At 66.6% G+C, this 22,819-nt stretch carries 22 protein-coding genes and 3 riboswitches; of the genes, 11 read left to right on the top strand and 11 right to left on the bottom strand.

Annotated features, from left to right (window positions below; genetic code table 11):
• Positions 1 to 20: 20 nt before the first annotated feature.
• From CPH63_RS20200 to CPH63_RS20185, 4 genes are all read right to left on the bottom strand, one after another.
• Positions 21 to 497, bottom strand: a complete 477-nt coding sequence (locus tag CPH63_RS20200) for a Fur family transcriptional regulator (RefSeq protein ID WP_096304549.1) — start codon at positions 495 to 497, stop codon at positions 21 to 23.
• A 71-nt stretch (positions 498 to 568) separates the two neighbouring features.
• Positions 569 to 1,417 (bottom strand): carbohydrate ABC transporter permease, encoded by an 849-nt coding sequence (locus CPH63_RS20195; RefSeq protein WP_096304548.1) that lies wholly within the window; start codon positions 1,415 to 1,417, stop codon positions 569 to 571.
• A complete protein-coding gene (locus CPH63_RS20190) occupies positions 1,414 to 2,397 on the bottom strand; it encodes a carbohydrate ABC transporter permease (RefSeq protein ID WP_206745598.1) in 984 nt (327 codons plus the stop codon). The genes CPH63_RS20195 and CPH63_RS20190 overlap by 4 nt, the downstream gene beginning before the upstream one ends.
• Positions 2,398 to 2,408: 11 nt before the next feature.
• On the bottom strand, positions 2,409 to 3,743 hold the full coding sequence (locus tag CPH63_RS20185; protein ID WP_096304547.1) for an ABC transporter substrate-binding protein: 1,335 nt from the start codon (positions 3,741 to 3,743) through the stop codon (positions 2,409 to 2,411).
• A gap of 97 nt (positions 3,744 to 3,840) precedes the next feature.
• Here CPH63_RS20185 and CPH63_RS20180 point away from each other — a divergent pair, with 97 nt between their 5' ends.
• The gene (locus tag CPH63_RS20180) at positions 3,841 to 4,611 is read left to right on the top strand and encodes a DeoR/GlpR family DNA-binding transcription regulator (protein ID WP_096304546.1); all 771 of its coding nucleotides are present in this window, start codon (positions 3,841 to 3,843) and stop codon (positions 4,609 to 4,611) included.
• 14 nt (positions 4,612 to 4,625) lie between these two features.
• Here the strand turns inward: CPH63_RS20180 and melA are convergent, their stop codons facing one another.
• Complete coding sequence (melA, locus tag CPH63_RS20175; protein WP_096304545.1) at positions 4,626 to 5,942, bottom strand: alpha-galactosidase; 1,317 nt, start codon at positions 5,940 to 5,942, stop codon at positions 4,626 to 4,628.
• A gap of 37 nt (positions 5,943 to 5,979) precedes the next feature.
• Here melA and CPH63_RS20170 point away from each other — a divergent pair, with 37 nt between their 5' ends.
• The 4 genes from CPH63_RS20170 to CPH63_RS20155 are packed head-to-tail and all read left to right on the top strand — an operon-like array spanning position 5,980 to position 9,836.
• Positions 5,980 to 7,026, top strand: coding sequence for a carbohydrate kinase family protein (locus CPH63_RS20170; protein WP_206745597.1), 1,047 nt, complete (start codon positions 5,980 to 5,982; stop codon positions 7,024 to 7,026).
• 10 nt (positions 7,027 to 7,036) lie between these two features.
• On the top strand, positions 7,037 to 7,954 hold the full coding sequence (locus CPH63_RS20165; protein ID WP_172892247.1) for an SIS domain-containing protein: 918 nt from the start codon (positions 7,037 to 7,039) through the stop codon (positions 7,952 to 7,954).
• Positions 7,951 to 8,919 (top strand): 1-phosphofructokinase family hexose kinase, encoded by a 969-nt coding sequence (locus CPH63_RS20160; RefSeq protein ID WP_096304543.1) that lies wholly within the window; start codon positions 7,951 to 7,953, stop codon positions 8,917 to 8,919. Before CPH63_RS20165 ends, CPH63_RS20160 begins: the two co-directional genes overlap by 4 nt.
• Positions 8,916 to 9,836, top strand: a complete 921-nt coding sequence (locus tag CPH63_RS20155) for a class II fructose-bisphosphate aldolase (protein WP_096304542.1) — start codon at positions 8,916 to 8,918, stop codon at positions 9,834 to 9,836. The genes CPH63_RS20160 and CPH63_RS20155 overlap by 4 nt, the downstream gene beginning before the upstream one ends.
• 30 nt (positions 9,837 to 9,866) lie before the next feature.
• Here the strand turns inward: CPH63_RS20155 and CPH63_RS20150 are convergent, their stop codons facing one another.
• Complete coding sequence (locus CPH63_RS20150; RefSeq protein WP_096304541.1) at positions 9,867 to 10,322, bottom strand: helix-turn-helix domain-containing protein; 456 nt, start codon at positions 10,320 to 10,322, stop codon at positions 9,867 to 9,869.
• Between the two features lie 84 nt (positions 10,323 to 10,406).
• Between CPH63_RS20150 and CPH63_RS20145 the strand changes: the two genes are divergently transcribed.
• Entirely contained in the window at positions 10,407 to 11,108 is a 702-nt protein-coding gene (locus tag CPH63_RS20145; RefSeq protein WP_096304540.1) for an SDR family oxidoreductase, read from the top strand.
• 19 nt (positions 11,109 to 11,127) lie between these two features.
• Here CPH63_RS20145 and CPH63_RS20140 read toward each other — a convergent pair whose 3' ends face one another.
• From CPH63_RS20140 to CPH63_RS20120, 5 genes are all read right to left on the bottom strand, one after another.
• Positions 11,128 to 12,558: an alkaline phosphatase PhoX gene (locus CPH63_RS20140; RefSeq protein WP_096305310.1), complete on the bottom strand. Its 1,431-nt coding sequence runs from the start codon at positions 12,556 to 12,558 to the stop codon at positions 11,128 to 11,130.
• 118 nt (positions 12,559 to 12,676) lie between these two features.
• Positions 12,677 to 13,807 carry an LLM class flavin-dependent oxidoreductase gene (locus tag CPH63_RS20135; RefSeq protein ID WP_096304539.1) on the bottom strand — a complete coding sequence of 377 codons (1,131 nt, stop codon included), beginning with the start codon at positions 13,805 to 13,807 and terminating at the stop codon, positions 12,677 to 12,679.
• 13 nt (positions 13,808 to 13,820) lie between these two features.
• A complete protein-coding gene (locus CPH63_RS20130; RefSeq protein ID WP_096304538.1) occupies positions 13,821 to 14,915 on the bottom strand; it encodes an LLM class flavin-dependent oxidoreductase in 1,095 nt (364 codons plus the stop codon).
• On the bottom strand, positions 14,912 to 16,291 hold the full coding sequence (locus CPH63_RS20125; protein WP_096304537.1) for an NtaA/DmoA family FMN-dependent monooxygenase: 1,380 nt from the start codon (positions 16,289 to 16,291) through the stop codon (positions 14,912 to 14,914). Before CPH63_RS20125 ends, CPH63_RS20130 begins: the two co-directional genes overlap by 4 nt.
• 44 nt (positions 16,292 to 16,335) lie before the next feature.
• On the bottom strand, positions 16,336 to 17,538 hold the full coding sequence (locus tag CPH63_RS20120; RefSeq protein ID WP_096304536.1) for an LLM class flavin-dependent oxidoreductase: 1,203 nt from the start codon (positions 17,536 to 17,538) through the stop codon (positions 16,336 to 16,338).
• A 274-nt stretch (positions 17,539 to 17,812) separates the two neighbouring features.
• Positions 17,813 to 17,924: riboswitch (SAM riboswitch) on the bottom strand.
• 346 nt (positions 17,925 to 18,270) lie between these two features.
• Positions 18,271 to 18,380, top strand: a riboswitch (SAM riboswitch).
• Positions 18,381 to 18,415: 35 nt separating this feature from the next.
• Here CPH63_RS20120 and CPH63_RS23830 point away from each other — a divergent pair.
• The 5 genes from CPH63_RS23830 (at position 18,416) to CPH63_RS20095 (ending at position 22,600) form a co-directional block, all read left to right on the top strand.
• Positions 18,416 to 18,544, top strand: coding sequence for a putative leader peptide (locus CPH63_RS23830; protein ID WP_371363600.1), 129 nt, complete (start codon positions 18,416 to 18,418; stop codon positions 18,542 to 18,544).
• A 187-nt stretch (positions 18,545 to 18,731) separates the two neighbouring features.
• A complete protein-coding gene (locus tag CPH63_RS20110) occupies positions 18,732 to 19,772 on the top strand; it encodes an amino acid ABC transporter permease (RefSeq protein ID WP_096304534.1) in 1,041 nt (346 codons plus the stop codon).
• Positions 19,769 to 20,587: an amino acid ABC transporter ATP-binding protein gene (locus tag CPH63_RS20105; protein ID WP_096304533.1), complete on the top strand. Its 819-nt coding sequence runs from the start codon at positions 19,769 to 19,771 to the stop codon at positions 20,585 to 20,587. Before CPH63_RS20110 ends, CPH63_RS20105 begins: the two co-directional genes overlap by 4 nt.
• Before the next feature lie 101 nt (positions 20,588 to 20,688).
• Entirely contained in the window at positions 20,689 to 21,705 is a 1,017-nt protein-coding gene (locus CPH63_RS20100; protein WP_197704464.1) for a transporter substrate-binding domain-containing protein, read from the top strand.
• Positions 21,706 to 21,763: 58 nt separating this feature from the next.
• The gene (locus CPH63_RS20095) at positions 21,764 to 22,600 is read left to right on the top strand and encodes a DUF1684 domain-containing protein (RefSeq protein ID WP_096304532.1); all 837 of its coding nucleotides are present in this window, start codon (positions 21,764 to 21,766) and stop codon (positions 22,598 to 22,600) included.
• Positions 22,601 to 22,696: 96 nt separating this feature from the next.
• A riboswitch (SAM riboswitch) is annotated at positions 22,697 to 22,809 on the top strand.
• The last annotated feature ends 10 nt before the right edge of the window (positions 22,810 to 22,819 follow it).

The raw sequence follows: 22,819 nt of genomic DNA, 5'->3' as shown, positions 1-22,819 counted from the left end.
CGTGCTCAGAAACTAGGTACTCAGGAGACAGATGCGGTGGAACTGACAGCGGTGACCGCGAGAGCGGGCGCACCGGCAGAGGCGGTGCAGCCGGGGCAGAGACCCCAGTAGATGACCTCGGCCTCGTCGATCTCGAAGCCTTGGCTGTCCGCGGCGGTGAGGCAGGGTGTCTCGCCGACCGCGCAGTCCACGTCGGCGACCACCCCACAGGAGCGGCAGACCAGATGGTGATGGTTGTCGGCCACCCGAGACTCGTAGCGGGCCGCCGAGCCGGCCGGTTCGATGCGTCGCACCAGGCCGGCTGTGGTGAGCGCCCGCAACACGTCATAGACGGCCTGATGGGAGACATCACCCAGATCTTTACGGGCGAAACTCAGAAGTTGATCAGTATCGGCATGCGGATTTTCATACACCGCGGTCAGTACGGCGACCCGGGGTCGGGTCACTCTAAGCTCGGCCCCGCGCAGCAGGTGCTCGACTTCTGACCTGGTGGGCACAACCCCGAGTATCGTCGCCTAATCTTGAATCAGTCAAGACCAGCCTGCGTGTCGGCGCGTCGTCGGGTGTGCTACTTGATGCCGGTGGTGGCGATCGAGCTGACGAAGAATCGCTGTCCGACGACGAAGAGAATGAGCACCGGTAGTTGGCTCATCACCGTTCCGGCCATGAGTACCGGCCAGTTGGTGAAGTGCGCGCTCTGGAACGTGGCCAGCCCGAGTTGAACGGTCATCTTGTCCGGCGACAGGGTGGCGACCAGGGGCCACAGGAAATCGTTCCAGACCGACAGGAAAGTGAGCACCGCGACTGTGCTCAATGGCGGCCCCATCAGCGGCAGCAGGATGCTGAAGAGGATCCGCACCCGCCCGGCGCCGTCGATGAGGGCGGCCTCCTCAAGCTCGACTGGTAGCGACAGGAAGAACTGCCTGAGCAGGTAGATGCCGAACGGGGTAACGAGGTTGGGGACGATCAGGGCCGGTAGCGTGTCGACCAGCCCGAGGTGCTTGATGATGATCAGTGTCGGGATCATCACCACTTGAAACGGCACCATGAGCGTGGTGAGGATGGCGAGGAAGACGATCCGCTGACCGGGAAACCGCAGCCGGGCAAAGGCGTATCCGGCCAGGCTGCAGAGCACCAGGTTGCTCACGACGCAGGTCATCGACACGATCGTGCTGTTCCACATCCAGCGGGCGAAGGGCGAATCGGTCCAGGCCGTGCGGTAGTTCTCCCAATGCAGCGTCGACGGCAAGCTCGGCGGGTAGCGATGGGTGTCGGCCAGCGACGAGAGGCTGGTGATCAGCATCCAGATCAGTGGCATGGCCATCAGCACGGCCAGCGGGATAAGTACGAGATGCCACCCGGACGGGCGGCGCAACCATCGGCGGCGGACCTGCACCCCTTCTGCAGTAGCCGTCATTGCTCGCCCGCAGTCAGCGGATCACGAGTGATTCGCAACTGAATGACGGAGATGACGATGATCGCCAGGAAGAGCAGCACGGCGATCGCCGCCGCATAGCCGGCATGGAAATACTGGAAGGCCTGGGTGTACAGGTAATACACGACGACCATCGTCGACTGCAGCGGTCCGCCCTTGGTGGTGGCGTAGACCTCGTCGAAGAGTTGCAGCGCATTGATCGTCAGCCAGACCAGCAGGAACCCGCTGACCGGGCGCATCAGTGGAACCTGAATCCGCCAGAAGGCGCCGCGCTTCGAGCAACCGTCGATCTGCGCCGCCTCCACCAGGTCCTGCGGAATGCTCTGCAGACCGGCCAGGAAGATAAGCGCCCCGAAACCGACCCAGCCCCAGACGGTCATGATCACGATCGAGTAGAGCGCCTGGTTGGGGTCGGCGAAGAAGCCGAACGTCGGCAGATGAAGCTTGTGAAGCACCACGTTTATAAGGCCGAAGTTCGGATCCATCAGCCAGGTGAAGATTACGCCGGTGGCGATGGTGGAGGTGACCACCGGGATGAAGACGGCGAGCCGGTAGACCGTCATGCCACGGATCCGGCGGTTCAGCGCCGCGGCGACCAGCAGCGACAGCACCAGGGTGATCGGCACGAAGAGCAGCGTGTAGACGATCGTGTGCCGGATCGAGTCAACGAAGACTGGATCATGCACCAGTTTTCGGTAATTCTTGAAGCCGATCCACTGACCGGGCGTCTGTAGGTCGTTCTTCTGAAATGAGAGGGCGAACGACCAGATCACCGGGATCAGCCCGAAGATCCCGATGAGCAGCACGCTCGGGGCGATCATCGTCCAGCCGATCAGCGCGTCGCCCCGGCGCCCTGTCCGTCGGCCGCCCCGCAGACGGCTCCGGCGCACCCGCTTGCCCGATTCTTGCTGATTCCGCGGCAGGATCGTGGCCGGGCGCCGGGTCCGTGCCTTGGCAGCCACAACCTGCTGGGTCACGATCCGGCCAGGGCCGCCGTCACCGCGCTGGCCCCCGACTTGATCGCGGCCTCCGGGGTGGCCTGACCGAGGAGGACCGACTGCACCATCTGTCCCACCGCGGTGGAGACCTGCGCGTACTGCGGGATGTTCGGACGGACGTGCTTGACGTTGTCCAGGTTGTCGACGAAGACCTGCTCGGCCGGGTACTTGGTCAGGAACGTCTTGTAGCCGGGCAGCGTCGTCTCCGACTTGCGCACCGGCAGGTCGCCGGTCGCGGTGGCGAACTGTAGATGGATGGTCGGCGAGGTCAGCCAGGTGATGAACTTGACCGCGGTGTCGGTGCGGGCCGCCGAGCGGTCGAAGAGCATATAGAGGTCGGGGCCGGAGATCGTCTCGTGATCGCCGTTGTCGGACGGGAGGTAGGCGACGCCGTACTGCACGTCGCTGTTGATGCTGGAGAGGTCCCAAGGCCCGGTCCAGAGCATCGCGATCTTGCCGCCGTTGAAGAGGTTCAGGTAGTTCTGGTTCCCGGTGTCTAGGTAGACGGACTTGTCGGTGACCGCCATGTCGTGCAGTTGCTGCAGGGCGGCCAGGCCCGCGGGGGAGTCGAAGGCGGGCTTGCTGTTGTCGGAGGTGAGCAGGTCACCGCCGGCCTGCCAGAGCATGGCCAGGTAGCGCCAGACCGTGTCCTCACTGCCGTCGTTTACGTAGCTCCAGCCGTATTGGTGCTGCCCGGCGTTGGTGAGTTTCGCCGCGGCGGTGCGGAAGTCCTGCCAGGTCCAGTCGTTGGTCGGCGGTGCCAATCCGGCCGCTGTGAAGAGTTTCTTGTTGTAGACCAGGCTCAGATTGTCGACCAAGGCCGGAATGCCGACTACCTTGCCGTTGACGCTGGCCGCCTGCTGTTCGGAGGGGTAGAAGTCGTCCCAGTTGAAGCCGCTCGCCTTCACCTTCTCGGTCAGGTCGACCAGTTTCGGCTGGGTGGCCAGCTGCGCGCTCGACGAGCCGTATTCGTAGGCGATGTCCGGGTAGTTGCCGGCAGCGAATCCGGCCACCGTCTTCTGCAGGGCACTGTCGTTGCCGCCGTTGAAGGCCAGAACGACCTTGGCGTCCGGGTTCGCGGTGTTCCACTGTTTGGCCAATGCGGTCAGCTCGGTGGCCTCGGCGTCGGTGTAGCCATGGGTCAGGGTGATGGTGGTTCCGCCCGACGAGGCCCCGCCGCCTCCGCTGCTACTGCAGGCGACCAGAGCGCCGACGGCTACGAGCGTGACGGTCGCGCCCGCCACAACACTTCGGAGATTGCTCCGGCGGGCTCGGGTCATGATGAACTCCTGGATGGCATCGAGGGACATTCGAGCACAATCAATCGTTTCTGATGATCAGTTTTGCACGCAGTTTCCGCGGCGGTCAACCCTTCTGCGTCCTTCATGTGCGCGTAATGTGCACGTTATGCGCCAAGAAGACAGACTCGGGTTGATCCTGCATGAGCTGAACGAGCACGGATCCGTCGGTGTCGTCGGCTTGTCGACCCAGCTGAACGTCTCGGCCGCCTCGGTGCGCCGTGATCTGCACCTGCTGGAACAGCAGAAATTGCTCACTCGCACGCATGGCGGGGCGGTCGCCTCCGGGGTGCTCTACGAGCTGCCGATGCGCTATCGCGGCGGTCAGCACTACGCCGAGAAGCGTGCCATCGCCGAAGCCGCGGTCGCGCTGATCCCGGCCGACGTCACCTCGGTCGGACTCAACGGCGGCTCGACGACGACCGAGGTCGGCCGCGCCCTGGCCTCAAGGACCGGTCTGCGAGTAGTCACCAACGCCCTCAATATCGCCTCCGAACTCGCGGTGCGGGCCAACATCGAGCTGGTGGTCTGTGGCGGGAGCGCCCGGACGGAGTCCTATGAGCTGGTCGGGCCGCTGGCTGAGATGACGCTGGCCAACATCAACCTCGACATCGCCATCATCGGGGTGGACGGCGTGAGCGCCGGCGCCGGCTTCACCACCCATCACGAGGTCGAGGCGCACACCAACCGCGCATTGGTCAACGCCGCCGAGCGGGTGATCGTGGTAGCCGACTCGAGCAAGATCGGAAAGCGCAGCTTCGCCCGGATCGCCGATATCGCCACCGCGTCGGACATCGTCACCGACTCCGGCGCGTCGGCCAAAGACCTCGAGGAACTAAGGCGGTCCGGCCCCCAGGTGCACGTCGTCGAGGTGAGCTGAGGACCGTCGGCTCGCTAGTCGAGTAGCCGGGCACGCAGTGACTCGGGCAGCAGCGCCGAGTGGGCGGTAACCATCTCGTCGGCCATCCGCCAGATGCTGTCGACCGACATTGTCGCCGCGGTGTTCGGATCGCACATCAGGGCCTGCCGGACGAACTCCGGACGCGCCTCGCTGGCGGCCCGCACGGTGAGGTCGACGACGGAGGTGAAGTGCTGGTTCAGCGCCGCGCACTGCGGCGGCAAGGCCTCGACCGTCTGCGGGTGTACCCCCGTGCCGTCGAGGAGGCAAGGCACTTCGACGGCCGATCCGGCCGGGAGATTCGGGATCAGCCCGGCATTGGCGACGTTCACCTGAATGATTCGACGCGCGCCGGTGACCAGGCTGTGGATGACCTGCGGCGCGTACTCCGCGGCCTCCTCCTCGGGCTCGCTGTAGTGTCCGGCCTCGACCTGGGGGATCAGCCGCTCGATGTCGTCGACATTGCTCTGGCTGATCTGCAGGTAGTCACCGACCGGGATGCGTAAGCGTTCGATCTCGGCTGGGTCGTGCAGGTACCAGGGGACATACTCGCTGGAGTGCTCGCTGGTCTCGGTGGGGTAGTAGCCGAGCCGCCGATACATGTCGACCCGCACCCGGCGCCGCAGTTGTGGGTCAGACGCGATGCGCTCGTCGAGCAGCGGATAGAGGCTCCTGCCCTCGTGTTCCCAGCGCAGGATCCAGGCCTGATGGTTCACCCCGGCGCTGTGGAACTGCACCTGTTCAAGTGGTACGTCGACCAGCTCGCAGAGGTCGTGCACCGTCCAGTACACCGAATGGCAGAGGCCGAGCACCCGGATATCGGGGTGGTTCAGCGACAGATACTGGATGTTCATCGCCATCGGGTTGGTGTAGTTCAGCAGCCAGGCCTCGGGGCAGACGCTCCGCATATCGTTGGCCAGCTCGTCCAGGAAGCCGAAGGTGCGCAGCCCGCGGAAGACTCCGCCGGTGCCGAGCGTGTCGGCGATCGTCTGCCGCAGGCCATACCGTGCCGGAATCTCGAAGTCGATGACAGTGGCGGCGTGGCCGCCGATGTTCACCGCGTTGATGACGAAGTCGGCTCCGGCCAGGGCGCGGCGCCGGTCCGCCTCGACCCGAACGGTGGCCGGGCGACCGTGTCGCTCGACGGCGATGCGGGCCAACCCTTCTGCCAGGCGCAGGCGCCGGGGATCGATGTCGTGCATCACGAGGGTCAGCTCGGAGGCGTCGGTGAGATCTTCATAGCTGAGCAGGTCACGCAGCAGTTGCCGGGTGAACTCGGCCGAGCCGGCCCCGACGAAACAGACAGTGGTCACCGGTCGAGAATCCCACGCCTGAGAAAAACGAGCAAGAGTGAGCAGAAGCAATGCGCAGTTCTGGACAGAAGCTGCGCAGATCGGTCATGATGTGAACATGGATACCGCCTCCGGCCACGCCTCGCGCGTGCTCGTCGTCGGCGACATCAATCCGGACCTCATTCTTCGCGGCGATGTCGTGCCGCGCTTCGGCCAGAGCGAGCAACTTCTGGACGAGGCAAGCCTGGTCATCGGTGGTTCGGCCGCGATCACTGCGCACGGGCTGGCCCGTCTCGAGCGTCCCGTCTCGCTGGTCGGTGCCGTGGGCGTTGACCTCTACGGCGAGGAGATCTGCCGGCGATTGGTGGGCGCCGGCGTCGACATCTCGCCGGTCCTGCGCCGGACCGGCCAGCCGACGGGGCTGACCGTGGTCCTCTCCGGGCCAGACGATCGGGCCATCCTGACTCTGCCCGGCACGATCGCCAGCCTCACCGCGACCGAGATGCTCGCCGCGGCCGCCGCGCTGGCTTCCGATGCGTTGGCTTCCGATGCGCTGGCGTCCGATGCGCTGGGTCATGTGCACATCTCCTCGCTCTACTTGCAGCCGACGCTCGTCGCGTCACTGCCCGACGCGCTGGCCGAACTGCGCGGCCGGGGCCTCACCATCTCCCTCGACACCAACGACGATCCCGCCCGGCAGTGGGAGATCGATGCGTTGCTGCCGCACCTGGACCTGCTGCTGCCCAACCGCAGCGAGGTAATGGCGCTGGGCCGCGAACCCGACCCCCGGTTGGCCGCCGCCGGCCTGGCCCGTCGTGGCCCGCTGGTGGTCGTGAAGAACGGTAGCGACGGGGCGTTTGCAGTGGCACCGGATGGCGAGACGGTAGGCGTGCCCGCGGTGCCCGTTGCAGCTATTGACACCACCGGGGCCGGTGACAGCTTCAATGCGGCCTTCCTTGACTCCTGGCTCGACGGCCTCGACCTGTCGAGCTGCCTGGAGCGGGCGGGCTACGCCGGGGGGCGATCTGTGGCCGCGGTCGGCGGAACCGCCGGCCAGCCGAATCGTCAGGAACTGATCAGCGAGAAGGGTTTGAACGACCGATGAGCAACGACCGATGAGCACTGAAGTGAAGGCGACGATCTCCCACATCGAACGGGAGATTCGCCGTCAACCAGAGTCCTGGCGACGGGCCGACGAGCTCGGCCGAACGGTGGCCGGCCTACCGCAGCCGGGCGAACGGGTCGCCGTGATCGGCTGTGGGACCTCATGGTTCATGGCCGCGGCCTACGCCAGCCTCCGCGAGAGCCTGGGACACGGCGAGACGGATCCCTTTGCGGCCAGCGAATTTCCCGCCGGGCGCAGCTATGACCGGGTCGTCGCCATCTCCCGCTCCGGCACGACGACCGAGGTGGTGCGGGCCATCGAGGTGAGCGCCGTGCCGGTAACCGTGATCACCGCGTTGCCGGACTCGCCGGTGGCCGTGGCCGCCGACGAGACGATCCTGCTCGACTTCGCCGATGAGGAGTCGGTGGTGCAGACGCTCTTTGCCACGACGGCTCTCATGCTGCTGCGGGGCGGCCTCGGATTGCCGGCCGAGGCGTTGATCGCCGAGGCTACCGGGGTGCTCAATGGGGCATCGGCATTGCCGGCCGGCGTCGCGGAGGCCAGTCAGATCACCTTTCTCGGACAGGGTTGGGCCTACGGTCTGGCGCTGGAAGCGGGACTGAAGTTACGGGAAGCGGCCCAGCTCTGGACCGAGTCGTACCTGCAGATGGAGTACCGGCACGGCCCGATCGCCATCGCCGAGCCCGGGCGTGTGGTATGGATTCTCGGCCGTCCGGTCGAGGGAATCTGCGCCGATGTCCGGGTGACCGGCGCGCTTCTGGTGGACGATGACCTCGACCCGCTGGTCGATCTCATCCGGGCTCAACTGCTGGCCCTGCAGCTGGCCAGCCGCTCCGGCCTCGATCCGGACCGGCCCCGGCAGCTCACCCGGTCGGTCATGCTGGTCGAAGCTGATCGGACGGCATGATCCTCTGCATCTGCTTGAGCCCGGCGCTGGACGTCACCTATCGGGTGTCCCGGCTCCAGACGGGTGGCACCAACCGGGTTACCGCGGTGACGCAGCGGCCCGGCGGTAAGGCGATCAACGTGGCACGAATCCTGCAGCAGCTGGGTGCCGGCGTGCAGGTGGTGGCGCCGATCGGGGGTGGGGACGGGGCCCGGTTCGCCGCCGATCTGGACGACCTCGACATCCCGGCCCTACTGGTCGAAACGAGCTGCGGCACCCGCCGCACGGTCACCGTCTTCGACGAATCACTAGGAGATGCAACGGTATTCTCCGAGGCGGCGTCGATCGACTGCTGGGATGAACTGCTTCGGGTGGCGTCGGCCGAGATCGTGCGGGCCGACGCGGTGGTGGTCAGCGGCGCCCTGCCGGCCGGTGTGCCGGAGACCGCCATCGCCACGCTGGTCGGGCGCTGTCACGACCTCGCTCGCCCGGTGCTGGTGGACACGAGCGAACCCGGTCTTCGCCCGGCGCTGGCCGCCGTCCCGACGATGGTGAAGCCGAATGCCGAGGAACTCCGGCTGCTGACAGACGATTCCGATGCCCCGCGAGCCGCCGGTCGCGTCGCCGCCGCCTTCGGTACGGTCGTCGTCGCCTCACTCGGTCCGGTTGGGGTGATCGCGGCGTCACCGTCGCGGACCTGGTCCGTGCGTCCCGGCCATGCGCTGAGCGGCAACCCGACCGGCGCCGGTGACGCGCTGGTCGCGGGGTTGGCCATCGGGCTGGCCGATCGTCGAGCGGCCGGCGGGTCGACGGATCTGGCGACCAGCCTGGATGGAGGCGGCACGGAACCACCTAGATTCGTGGTCGATGCTGTCGCCCTCTCGGCCGCGTCGGTGCTCTCGCCCGTCGCCGGCGAGGTCGATCTCGCGGCCTACCGGGAGCAGCAACGATCGGTCTCGATCGTCGAGCTGGCGGGGCAGCGATGAGCATCGCGACGACTCGGGAACTGGTGGCCGACGCCGTTGCGCGACGGGTCGGTCTGGCCGCGATCAACGTGATCACGCTGGAGCATGCCGAGGCGATTGCCGACGCCGCCTCCGCCGCCGGTGTGCCGGTGATCATGCAGATCAGTGAGAATGCGGTGCGTTACCACGGTGGGAGGCTGGAACCGATAGCGCTGGCGACGGCGGCACTGGCCCGGCAGGCTTCGGTCCCGGTCTCGCTGCACCTCGACCACGTCACCGACGAGGCGCTGGCGGATGCGGCGCTGGGCTCGGTCTTCAGTTCCATCATGTACGACGCCGGTGCGCTGCCCTATGCGGAGAACGTGGCGCGGACCCGGCGGGTTGCCCAGGCCGCGCACGAGGCCGGTCTCTGGATCGAGGCGGAACTCGGCTATGTCGGCGGCAAGCCGGATCAGGTGCAGAGTGCGCACTCGGCTGGAGTCCGCACCGATCCCGAGGAGGCCGCGCGGTACGTCTCGGCCACTGGGGTGGACGCACTGGCAGTGGCCGTCGGCAGTTCACATGCGATGACGAACCGCAGCGCGTCGATCGACCTCGACCTCGTCAGCCGGCTACATGCGCGCCTTGCCGTGCCACTCGTGCTTCATGGATCGTCCGGTGTCCCGGCGGCCGATCTGCCCCACATCGTCGCGGCCGGGATCACGAAGGTCAACGTCGGCACGGCGTTGAACATCGCCCTCACCACCGCGATCCGGTTCGTGCTGGCCGATGATGCGCTGGTCGATCCGCGTAAGTATCTGGGACCAGGTCGTGACGCGATGACACGGGCCGTGTGCGAGCTACTGCGAGACCTGAACGCGCCTCAGCCCGGCGGGCAACGGCCGGGGAGTCAGGGTGAAACTGGCGCTTGTGACATCACTGTCCCGGAGCGGTTTTGACTATCAGTACGAGAAGGCGGCCGCCTCGGATCAGAGGCCGTAGGCCGCCGTCCGGATCGCGTTGACCTCCTCGGGTGCGATCTCCTGACCTTCGGGATCGAGGAAGGCGACGTGCAGCGGCGCATCGGAGTCGCTGCGCAGCAGCACCGATGGTCCGTCCGGACGCGGTAGCCACTTGTCGCCCCACTGCAGGAGCGCGCCGAGCACGATCTGCAGCTCCCGCCCGGCCGGTGTCAGGTGATAGGAGAAACGTTGCCGGCGGCCCGGTTCCTGATACGGCTCGCGGGTCATGACGCCGTACTCGACGAGGGTGTTGAGGCGGTCGGTGAGCAGGTTGGGCGCGACGTCCAGCGCGTCGCGGAACTCGGCGAAGCGAGTCGCACCGCCCAATGCTTCGCGCAGGATCAGGAACGTCCAGCGCTCACCGAGCACACCGAGGGTGCGGTGAATCGAGCAGCTGGTGTCGGGGATCTTGGAGCCGTCCATCCTTCTACCTTACCTAACTTGCGTTTCTGTATCCAGCCAGCTAGGTTGCAAATATCAACTCAGCCTTCACGTTCGGAGCAAATCATGGAACTGTCTGGAAGCGTCGCCCTGGTAACCGGAGCCAACCGTGGCTTGGGCCGGCACTTTGCCGAGCAACTGCTAGCCCGCGGAGCGACCGTCTACGCCGCGGCTCGTAACCCAGACTCGGTCGACCTCCCCGGGGCGATCCCGATCGCGCTGGACGTCACCGATCCCGCCTCGATCGCCGCGGCGGTGGCGGCAACCGGCAATGTTTCGCTGCTGATCAACAATGCCGGCTCCTCGACCGGGGCGTCGCTGGCCACCGGATCGGAGGCCGACATCCGCACCGAGATGGAGGTTCACTACTTCGGCACGCTCGCCGTCACCAGGGCCTTCGCGCCTCAGCTCGCGCTCGCGCCCCGGGGCAGCGCCGTCCTCAACGTCCTATCCGCCCTCTCTTGGTTCACCGCGCCCGACTTCGCGCCGTACGCCGCTGCGAAGTCGGCCGAGTGGTCACTCACCAACGCACTTCGGGTGTGGCTGGCCGGGCAGGGAACGCGAGTCTCGGCACTGCATGTCGGCTACATGGACACCGACATGACGGCCGGCCTCAACGTCGAGAAGTCCGATCCGGGCGTGATCGCCAAGATCGCCCTGGACGGCGTCGAGTCCGGCGAGGTCGAGATCCTGGCCGACGCGACCAGCACTCAGCTGCGAGCCGGCCTCTCCGGCGGGGTCACCGCGCTCTACCCCCAGTTCGCCTGATCGAGCCGGGGGCGGTGTATTACAGCCGCCCCCACGGTCCGGTGATGACGCAGGTCAGACCGGGGTACTGCACGTTGACGAACAGGTGTTTACCGTCTGGGGTGAAGACCGGCCCGGCCGCCTCGCTGGCCCCGATCGGGCCCGGGGTCGGAAAGTCTTCCGGATCCCAGTAGTGCAGGTCCAGTGGTGCGATGATGCGGGCCAGGTTGGCTATACCACCGGCTGGAGTGAGGATGCGGATCCAGTTGTCGCCGCCGTCTATGTCCTCCCCGTCGCCATCCTCGGCCATGATGACCTGCCCGCCCGCGCTGACCGTGATCGAGTCCGGTTGGTTGAGCGTCTTCGGGTTCGGCGACTCGAAGAGCAGTCGCAGGCGTCCGGTGTCGTGGCCGGTCGGCTCGTAACGCCAGACCTGACCGTTCTCGCTGTCACCGGCCTCGCTGGCCACGAACGTCACTCCACCGTGTGACCAGGACGAACCCTCCAGCCCGTAGAACCGGGCACCGCCCTTGGCCCGTCCCTGTGAGTAGACCGATCCGGGGTTCTCCTCGGCGTCGCTCGGGTCGGGCTCGTCGATGTCGACCCAGTGGGCGTCGAGGATCTCGCCGACGCGCTGCCCGGTCGCCGTGTCGTACTCCCGGTCGCCGCTCACCGCGAGCATCTGCAGCCGGCCGCCGGCCGCGAGGCGTCCGGGTCGATTCGGCAGGAAGCGGTAGAAGCCGTCACCCGGATCACCGTTGTCCTCGGTCATGTAGACGACTCCGGTCTTAGGGTCGACTGGCGCCGTTTCGTGCTCGAACCGCCCCATCGCCTTCAGCGGAACCGACTCGATGAGGCCCCGGGCCTGGGACGGAATCTCGAAGACGTAGCCGTGCGGCTTCTCGTAACCGGCAGCGACGCCATCGGTGGTCTCCTCGCAGGTGAGCCAGGATCCCCACGGCGTTGCCGCCCCGCTGCAGTTGTCCAGCGTTCCGTTGAGGACCAGGAAGCTCTCCAGCAGCCGGCCGCTGCCGACGTCGTAGAGGGAGGAGGTGCAGCCAGCCGGCGCCGCCCGATCGTAGGCGTAGGCGGTTGTGAGGGAACGCTGCGTGATCTTGGGGATGTCGAGGTCCAGCTCGTGGTTGCGGATCAACCGGTAGCGGCTGCCGCCCGCGGAGAAGAGACCCTGTCCGTCGTGGCACCCGGGCGTCGGCAGACCGTCGCTCATCCGAGTTCCGGCCGCGCCGAAGCTGCGGTAGCTGAACCCCCTGGGCAGCGCCAGGTCCGGACCGGCCGGCGACAGCGGACCGTAGCCGTCGATCGCTGGGGCGCCACCGAACGGGTCGGCCGGGACGGCCAGCACGGCCGGCGCGGTCGTTGCCTCGGCCGAGGTTGGGAATGCCGCCGCCAATCCGGCCCCCATCAGGCCCAACCCGGAGGCGGCCAGGATCGTACGTCGGTCGACAGTCATGTTGAGCACCCGTTTTCGTTCGATGTGGCGTTGATGTGCACGCTCTCATCGTTACGCGGCCGGTGGGTGAATCCCCGGCAAACGCTGGCCGAACCTGGTGCCCCCTAACGGTTGCCGGCTACCGTCGGGACCACTCTTCGGCCAGCAGCGCGTAGGAGCGAACCCGATCGGCGTGGTCGTGGGTAATCGTGGTGATGATCAGCTCGTCGGCGCCCGTGGCGTCGCGCAGCTGCTCCAGCTGATCGGCGACTTGGCGAGCCGACCCCACGAACTGCGTCTCGACTCGGTCGTCGACCAGGGCTCGATCGGCCTCCGTCCAGGCGTGCGCGCGAGCCTCGGCCGGAGTCGGGAACTGGATCGCCCCCTCGGCCGTACGGATGCTGCGAACCCACAGGCCATAGCCGGTGGAGAGCTCGCGCGCGGTCGCCTCATCCTCGGCGACGACGACGTCGGCCGACACGCTGACGTGCGGCCGGTCGAGTTCGGCCGACTGTACGAAGGCAGCCCGGTAGCCCTCGGCCGCCTCCAGCACGGTCGCCGGGCTGACGTGATAATTCGCCGCAAAACGCAGGCCGTTGCTCCCGGCGACCTGCGCGCTCTCGCCGCCACTGCTGCCGAGGATCCAGACCTGCAGATCGGCGTGCTCGCCCGGTATGACGTGCGCCTCGACGCCGTCGGCGGAGCGGTAGGTACCGGCGATGAGCGAGAGGATGTCACCGATCTGCTCGGTGTAGTCCTGGGGTTCGGCGTTGTGCTGGGTGAGCAGCTTCAGCTGCAACGCGAAACGCGGTGAGCCGATCAGGTGCTCGAAGGAGAACTTCTTCGGAATTCGCAGGCCGTTCGGGGCTCGCCCGTCATCCACCGCGCCGGCACCGACGAGCTCCGGAACCTTGGCCGGTTTGGCGCCGCGGGCTCCGGAGCGACCCAGACCCAGGTCGAAGCGTCCCGGGTGCAGCGCGTCGAGCAGCCCGAACTCCTCCACGGTCGAGAGAGCCGTGCGGTGCCCCAGCTGCACTGCTCCGGCTCCGAGCCGAATGGTTGAGGTGGCCGCTGCGGTCAGTGCCAGGACCACGGCCGGGGACGTTCCGGCGACGCCCGGGTTGAGGTGGTGCTCGGCGAACCAGTAGCGGGCGTAGCCGAGACGTTCGGTCTCCTGGGCGAGGTTGATGCTGTTGCGCAGGGCCTCGGTCGCGTTCGAGCCGGAGGAGATCGGGACGAGGTCGAGCACGGTGAGTGGGGTGTTGGTCATCGGGATGTCCTTCTCAGACGGTTGCGGGGACGCTACGAGTGGTCGCGGAGTGACCGATGGGGAGGTTTGCCCCCCACGGCGGATCGGGGATGTCCCGGCGCAGCACTGGGGCAATGTCGGACTGGAAGAGCTCCAGGGCCTGGCGATGCTGATCGTCGGTGAGGCCGCCGCCGTCCGCGTGCAGGTGCAGCACCGAATGTCCGAACTGCTCGTGGTAGCGGTGCACCTTCTCGATGATCTGCGCCGGGCTGCCGATGAGCGCCGAGCTACGTTCGATGTAGTCCTCGAGGGTGTGGAAGACCGGCTCGAGGCCGAGCCTCTTCTGGAACGCCAGTTGCCCTTCGAAGATGGGGCGATAGGTGTTGATCGCATCCTGAGAGTTGCGCGCGGCGTAGTAGCCGGCCGTTCCGGCCCCGACGACGGCCTCAGCCGGGTCGTTGCCGTAGTGGGCCCAGCGTTCGCGGTAGTAGCGGATCAGCTCGGCGTAGGGCTCGATCGGATTGGTGACATTGGCCGAGAAGAGCGGGTCACCGTAGCGCGCGGCCAGATCAACCGACTCCCCACTCGTGGCGCTGCCGTGCCAGATCCGGATCGGGGTCTGTAGCGGCTGCGGCCAGACCTCCGCCTCGTTGAGGGCCGGACGGAACTGCGGCGTCGCGGTGATCTTGTTGTTGCGCCAGAGCTGCCGGAAGAGCTCGTAGCTCTCGGCATTGCGTGCCCACTGATCCTCCGGTGTGACGTGGAAGAGCTCACGCTGGGCGGAGCCGTTGCCCTTGCCGATGATCAGCTCCAGCCGCCCATCGGAGAGGTTGTCGAGCGTCGCGTAGTCCTCGAAGGCCCGCACCGGGTCGAGCAGGCTCAGCGTCGTCACGGCGGTGAAGAGACGGATGGTCGTGGTGAGCGCTGCGATATGGCTGAGCACGACCGGGGGCGAGGAGGAGATGAACGGACGCTCGTGTCGCTCGCCGACCCCGAATCCGTCGAAACCGAGCTCCTCGGCCAGGACCGCGTTGGCGATGACCTCCTGGAAGCGATCGTAGGTCGGCTTCTGGATGCCGGTCAGCGGGTCCGGGGCATGGACGATCAGGGTGATCGCCAGGAACTTCACGAGGCGGCCCGAGCCTGGGTGGTGTCGACCCGCGCCGGCTGCTCCAGGCCGAGGTGATCGCGCAGCGTCGTTCCCTCGTAGTCGGCACGGAAGACGCCCTGCTCCTGTAGCAGCGGGACGACCGAGTCGGCGAAGCCGTCCAGGCCGCCCGGGGTGATGTGCGGGACCAGGATGAAGCCGTCGCTGGCATCCTCCTGGACGAATCGGTTGATTTCATTGGCGATTGTTTGGGCCGAGCCGATGAAGGCCTGCCGCCCGGTGAGCTCGATCATCAGCTCCCGGATGGATAGCTTCTTGGCCGTGGCCAGCTCGCGCCATTCGTTGGCGGTGGCCAGCCGGTCGGTGAACTGCCGGGCCCGCGCGGTGCCGCGGGCGATCTTGGGATCGCCCAGCTCCGGGTCGATCTCCGGCAGCGGGCCGTCGGGGTCGTAGTCGGAGAGGTCGCGGTTCCAGAGCTGCTCGAGGAAGTTGATCGCGGTCTGGCCGCTCACCTGCTGCAGCCGCACCTCGTGGGCCAGGTCCTGGGCCTCGGCGTCGGTATCTCCCAGGGCGAAGGTGGCCGCCGGCAGGATGAGAAGCTGCTCAGAGCGGCGCCCATAGCGGGAGAGGCGTCGCTTCACGTCGGCGTAGAACGCCTGCCCGTCGTCGAACGTGCCGTGCCGGCTGAAGATCGCGTCGGCCGAGGAGGCGGCGAACTCGCGTCCCTGGTCGGAGTCGCCGGCCTGGAAGATGACCGGCCGCCCCTGTGGGCTGCGCGGGACGTTGAACTGGCCGGTGATGTCGAAGTGCTCGTCCTGGTGGCTGAAGGCGCCGGCATCCGGGTCGCCGAGGAACTGCCCGCTGGCCTTGTCGGCGAGAATCTCATCGCCGCGCCAGGAGTCGAAGAGCTCCCAGGTGGTGCGCATGAATTGCTCGGCCCGGGAGTATCGATCCTCCTGAGCCAGGAACCCGCCCCGGCGGAAGTTCTCGCCGGTGAAGGCATCCCAGGACGTGACGACGTTCCAGGCGGCGCGTCCGGCCGAGAGGTGGTCCAGGCTGGCAAACTGCCGGGCCACCTCGTAAGGCTCGTTGAACGTCGAGTTGATCGTTCCGGCCAATCCCAGGCGCTCGGTGACCGCAGCCAGCGCGGCCAGCACGGTGAAGGTGTCCGGGCGCCCGACCACGTCGAGGTCGTAGATCTTGCCGTTCTGCTCACGTAGACGCAGCCCCTCGGCCAGGAACAGGAAGTCGAACTTGGCCCGCTCGGCGGTCTGCGCCAGGTGGGCGAAGGAGCTGAAATCTATGTGGCTTCCGGCTGCCGGGTCGCTCCAGACGGTGGTGTTGTTGACGCCGGGGAAGTGGGCGGCGAGGTGGATCTGCTTGACAGGCTTGCTCATTGTCTCGTGGTCCTTATCTGGTTCAGGCTGGTGGTCGGGCTTGGCTACGCGGCGTAGCGATTGGCGGCGCGGGGTAGACCGAGGAGGTCACGCAGGCTGCTGCCCTGATACTCGGTGCGGAAGAGGCCGCGGCGCTGTAGTTCGGGAACCAGGCGGCGCCCAATCGATTCCAGATCGTCGGGAAGGACCGCCGGCCGCAGCCGGAACCCGGCGATGCCGGCCTGCTGCCACTCAGCCACGAGGTCGGCCAGCTGGGCCGCGGAGCCGGTGAAGATCTGGGCATCGCTTCGGTACTCCTCGCCGGCGGCGGCGTCCAGGCGCTCGCGCCGATTGGACCCGGTCTCGGAGTCGCCGTCGAGGAAGACCACCAGATCGGCGAAGACGTGGACCGTCTCATGCTCACGCCCAGCGGCGACCTGCAGCGAACGGATGTGCTTGACGATCCGGGCGGCATCCGCCGCGTCGGTCGGCGTGATATAGCCGATGTCGGCCGAGGTGGCGACCAGTTGGTACGGGCGCTCCTGGTGGGCCAGGGCACTCACGATCGGCTGCCCCTGCGGTGGACGCGGCGTGATCGAGGGCCCCTTGACGCTGAAGCGACGCCCGGCGAAGTCGATGTAATGCAGCTTTTCGCGGTCAACGAACCGACCAGTGGCGACATCGCGGATCTCCGCGTCGTCCTCCCAGCTGTCCCAGAGCCGGCGCAGCACCTCGACGTAGTCCTCGGCCTCGTCGAAGAGTTCCGCGATCAGGCGCTGGGCCGCTGGCTGCTGGAAGTCCTCGAAGCGGATGGCCGGGATCTCCCGCCGCCCGAAGAGCGCCGCCTCGTCGGCCCGACCCGAGACCTTCACCTGTACCCCGGCCCGGCCGGTGCTGACGTAGTCCAGGGTGGCGATCGCCTTGGAGAGATGAAACGGCTCCGTATGCGTGACGAGTGCCGTCGCAATGATGCCGATGTGCTTGCTCAGTGGCGCAATCCGGGCCGCGGTGAGCACCGCGTCCAGACGTCCGCGTACCTGGTCGGTGCGCCGGTCGGGCTCCAGGTAGCGACCGGTCTGCAGACCCAAGGAGTCTTCCAGGGTAATGAAGTCAAGCAGACCCCGTTCGGCCTCGCCCGCCAGATCGGCCCAGTAGCGGGCGTCGAGAAGCTCGGTTGGGCGGGCGTTCGGCTCACGCCAGGCGGCCGGGTGCCAGCCGGCTCCGTCGAGGGCGGCGGCGAGATGGACGGGTACGACTGGTTCGGGCATGACGAAATATCAACTCTCTACGGGTTGGATGGTGTTCACAGTCTCGGAGGAGACCGGGGGCATTGCGTGGGACCGCGGGAAACCCGCGGCGGGCTTAGCGGCAGGCGGGACAGAGTGCGGCGCAGACGCGCTGCAGGTCGATGTGGCGCCGGGAGTAGGCGCGGTAGCGGGGGAGGAGGGCCGGCGGACCAGCCATGGGACGGCTTCGACGCATCTGCAGAGCTGGCCGCACGCTTCTCTCCTTCTTCGGGTCGGACAGGCGTAGCTGCACCGACGTCCACGCTTGCGGGCCGTGATCAGCCCGCCTGGTCGTCACCTGGAGCACCCCGCCAGTGGAGGAGGGTTGCCGGTCAGCAAGCCAGGGCTTGTCGCTGACGCTCATAACCTTTCTCGACTCTAACTCGATCTCAGCAATTCATGCAATCCCTACAGATGTGATCGACATAGCTTTTCGAGCTGGACCTGAGCCGCGGCCGTCTCGGGATGAGCCGATATCCGCCAGTGCCTCCCGGTTCAGCAAGGGGACGGGAGCACTGTCGCCGACGGTGACAGGTATCGCGTTCTGGGTGACAGGTATTGCGATGTGTGGCTGTGTTGTCGGGGCGAAACTCCCTGGATCTCTCCTCAACAGGCCGTATTCATCTTCCATTCCGAACGACGTGACGGCAAGCACTATCCCTATCGGGACCATAGAGATTGCGAACAAGAAGTTCGTCGGCTACGGTGGGTTCTGGTTATGAGCGTCAGCATCAAGCCCTGGCTTGCTGACCGGCAACCCTCCGCGCGGTGGGGTGCTCCAGGTGACGACCGGACATCGACAATCGTCGGCGTAAGCGCGAGGCCGTACACGGCCGAACATCTCAAGGTGGAACAGAACATGACGTCGCCCCAGAGTAGTGGGCACTGCTTCACGTGTGGCTCGCTCCGGCTCCCGGTAGTCCGGTGGGTCGCCCGACGCCACGTCGATCTGCAGCGGGTCAGCAGCGCGCTCTGTCCGGCCCGCTAGTCGCTCGGAAGCTGCGCGCTGCCCTCACAGCTAGTCCTGCCGTCGCACCCGGTTGCCGGTTCAACGCTCGCCGAAACAGCCTGATCAGAACGCGAACTGGCCTAGCCGCATGGGTATTCCGCCGCCGAACACAGCCGCAGATCCCGGTTCAGCCCATCCGTACGCACCCACCACGGAGACGACATAGATGACTCATTCGCCCCCCATCGCCAGCATCGCCACCGCCTATCCCGCTGTCGAACCTGACGACGCCGTTGCATCGCCGGCGTATGCCCGATCGCTGACCAGCCTTGATCGACGTGGCGACGATGATCAACTCCTGGCGGCGAAGCTGGTGCCGCTGCGGCGCCCCGGTCAGTGGATCTCCGCGGCGATCGTGCTGGTGCTCTTCGCCATGCTGGTGCACACCCTGCTGACCAATCACCGCTTTCAATGGGACGTTGTCGGTGACTACTTCACCCAGGCTTCGATCCTGCACGGCCTGCTGCTGACGCTCTGGCTCACCGCTTCGGTCATGGTCTGCGGCTACCTGCTCGGCATCGGGCTGGCCGCGATGCGTCTGTCGACGAACCCCATCCTGCGCACTCTGAGCTTCGGATACGTGTGGCTCGTCCGCTCGGTCCCGCCGCTGGTGCAACTGCTCTTCTGGTACGAGCTGGCGTCGCTCTACCCGACGCTGTCCTTGGGGATCCCGTTCGGACACGAGTTTGTGACGGTAAAGACGGCTCATCTCTTCACCGGGCTGCTGGCGGCGTTCGTCGCCCTCACCCTGGACGTCGCCGCATTCTCGGCCGAGATCGTGCGCGGTGGGATCCTGGCCGTGGAACCTGGCCAGACCGAGGCCGCGCAGGCACTGGGTCTGGGCCGGGGCCGAATCTTCCGGCGCATCGTGCTGCCCCAGGCCATGCCGGCGATCATTCCGGCCTCGGGAAACCTGCTCATCGGTATGTTGAAGGCGACCTCGATCGTGAGTGTCATCGCGGTCACCGACCTGCTCTACTCCGTGCAGCTGATCTACAACCAGAACTACCTGATCATGCCGCTGCTGCTGGTAGCCACCATCTGGTACATCATCCTGACGACGCTGCTGTCAATCGGGCAGTACTACGTCGAACGTCACTACGCGCGCGGCAGCAAGCGGCACGCTGACCGTGGCCTCTGGGAGCTGGCCCGCAGTAACCTGCCGCTCTTCGGGCGGACCCGCACCGATCTGGCGGGACTGTCATGAGCGAGGCCCTGAGCGACGTCCTTAGCGCCGGCGAGGTCCTGAGTGACGAGCGGAGTCGTCCACTCGTGCGGATCCGGGGACTGCGTAAGAGTTTCGGTACCAATCTGGTTCTCGACGGCGTCAATCTCGATGTGAGGCAGGGCGAGGTGGCTGTGCTGCTCGGGCCATCCGGCTCCGGGAAATCGACCCTGCTGCGCTGCGTCAATCACCTGGAGAAGCCCGATGCGGGGTTCGTGGAGCTCGACGGCGAAGTAGTCGGCTACCGCTTTCGCGGCGGCAGCCTGCACGAACTGCCGGCGAAGTCGGTTACCCGCCAGCGCACAAAGGTCGGAATGGTGTTCCAGCAGTTCAATCTCTTCCCGCACCTCACCGTGCTGGAGAACATCATCGAGGCGCCGGTCGCGGTCAAGGGCAAACCAAAGCGCGATGCAGTCGGACGAGCCCATGAGCTGCTGGAGCGCGTCGGCCTGGCCGGCCGGGAGAAGTCGTATCCGCGTCAGCTCTCCGGAGGGCAGCAGCAGCGGGTGGCCATCGCCCGCGCGCTGGCGATGGAGCCCGAGTTACTCCTCTTCGACGAGCCGACCAGTGCACTCGATCCGGAACTCGTCGGCGAGGTGCTCGCGGTCATGAAGGATCTCGCCAATGACGGCATGACGATGATCGTCGTCACCCACGAGATCGGGTTCGCCCGAGAGGTGGCGGACACCGTCGTCTTTCTCGACGGCGGACAGATCGTCGAGTCGGGTCCGCCCAGCGAAGTGCTGAGCAACCCGCGCAACGAGCGGGCCCGCGCATTCTTAGCGGCCGTTCTCTGAATCTCGCCGCCGTGCGCTGGCCCCACGGCAGCGAACTCATCCGTACTTGCTCTCTCAACCAGGTTCGACCACAGGGGTCGACCACCTCGAAAGGAACAGTTGTGAACACCGACGGACCCGACGCTAGCGACGAAGCTAGCGCCCGCCTGCACTCCCGTGTCGCCCGCTCGCTGACCCGCGTCGGCGGTGGGGTGGCTCTCGCCGCCGCCGTGGCCCTCTCGCTGGCCGCCTGCAGCTCCACATCGGCGACGGAGAACTCCGCGAAGACCGCGGCCGGGACGGCGGCCTCGACGGCGATTCCGACCCAGGATGTGGTCTCCGGCATTGCGGCAGACCCCAAGCTGAAGGCTGAGCTGTCGGATGCCACCCAGGCCAGTGGAAAGCTCACCCTGGGCACGACGCTGGCCCCCGGGGTGTCGGGGTTGCCGCACGGAGGCCAGGTGGACGGCAACTACATCGGCCTGGACGTCGATCTGCGCAACGCCGTCGCCAAGGTCCTAGGGGTGACATTTGCCGTCCAGAACGGAACCTTCGCCACGATCATTCCCGGGGTGCAGAACGGAAAGTACGACGTCGGCCAGGACAACTTCGGCGCCACCAAAGCCCGTGAGAAGGTAGTCGACTTCGCCAGCTACCTCACCGACGGCCAGTCCTTCCTCGGCTCGTCGAGCGTGAAGGTCGACAAGGTCACCGACATCACCGACATCTGCGGGCTCACGGTGGCCACGAGCCCCGGCTCGACCTTCCAGCAGATCCTCACCGGAGCGGCCGGGAAGTGCGCCGCGGCCGGCAAGCCGGACTTCAAGGTGCAGTACTTCGCCGACTCCGCGCCGATCTTCCTCGGCCTGGCCAACGGCAAGGTCGACGTCTACTTCGGTCCGACCCTGAGCCTGCAGTACGACGCGACGCACGTGCCGAACACCAAGTACCTCGGACAGATCAGCTCGACGGTGGTCGGCTTCGTCACGGCTAAGGGTTCACCGACGGCCAAGGCGCTCAGCGACGCGGTCAACGAACTGATCGCCAACGGCGACTACACCAAGATCCTCACCAAGTGGGGAGTACTCGAAGGTTCGGGGATCACAAAGTCGGAGGTCAATCCGACGCCCACCTTCTAGCCACCAATTCCCGTAGCGTCGACCCGGGCGTTCGCGAACGTCCCGAGAAGGAGATGACATGACCATTCAAGAGATCACCGAGATCCAGCCCGGCCCATCGGAGGAGACGGCCTTCGCCCAGCAGTGGCGCGATTGGCACGCCGCGCATGAGAAGGCACTGGCTGACCCCCATGGATTCCTGGCCATCACGAACCTGCACTGGCTGGAGGAGTCGCCCCAGCGATTCCCCGACGCGCCCGGTGAGTGGAGCACCGGAGAAGACGGCGTCCGGGTCACACTTGCCGCCGGCGAGAGCCTCGAGCTCGATGGCGTCACCATCACCGGAGAGCACGACTTCGGAGTGATCGCCGAGCGTGACAGTCTCTATCCGGCCTTCGGTGATGCGGTTGTCGAGGTCGCCAAACGGGGCGGCCATGACATTCTGCGTCCACGCCATCCGGGCAACCGGCTGCGCACCGAGTTCGTCGAGACGCCGGCCTACGCGCCGAGCCCACGCTGGGTGGTACCGGGTCGCTTCGTGCCCTTCGATGAGCCCCGTCCGACGACGGTCGGTGCCGCGGTCGAGGGGTTGCAGCATGTGTACGACGCATCGGGACAGATCGAGTTCGAGCTCGATGGCCAGTCACTGACGCTGACGGCGTTCAACGGCAAGGCCCCCGGGAGCCTGCACGTGCTCTTCACCGACGCCACGTCCGGGGTGACCACCTACGCGGCCAACCGCTCGCTCTCGGTCGATCGTCCGGATTCTGACGGGGTTGTCCAGTTGGACTTCAACCGGGCGGCGAATCTGCCTTGCGCATATACGGATCTGGCCACCTGCCCACTTCCGCCAGCTGAGAACCGGCTGCCCGTGGCGGTCGAAGCCGGCGAGAAGATCCCGAACGAACGAAAGTAAGCCCTCTCGCGGTCGTCCGGTCACAATCCGCGACCGGGCGGCCGCCTAGCGGCAAGTCATCAGGCGAACTCCGCCAAAACTTGATAGTTTCTCTGCTGTCACGAGCGCCAGCGTCAAGCCCCGGCTAGCTGGCCGGCAACCCTCCTCCGCGGTGGGGTGCCCCGGGTGACGACAAGGCCGACCCCAATCGGAGCCGGCAAGCGCAGGATCTGACTTCAG

The sequence above is a fragment of the Jatrophihabitans sp. GAS493 genome (assembly GCF_900230215.1).
GTDB lineage: Bacteria > Actinomycetota > Actinomycetes > Mycobacteriales > Jatrophihabitantaceae > MT45.
This window is presented reverse-complemented; position numbering and strand designations above follow the sequence as displayed.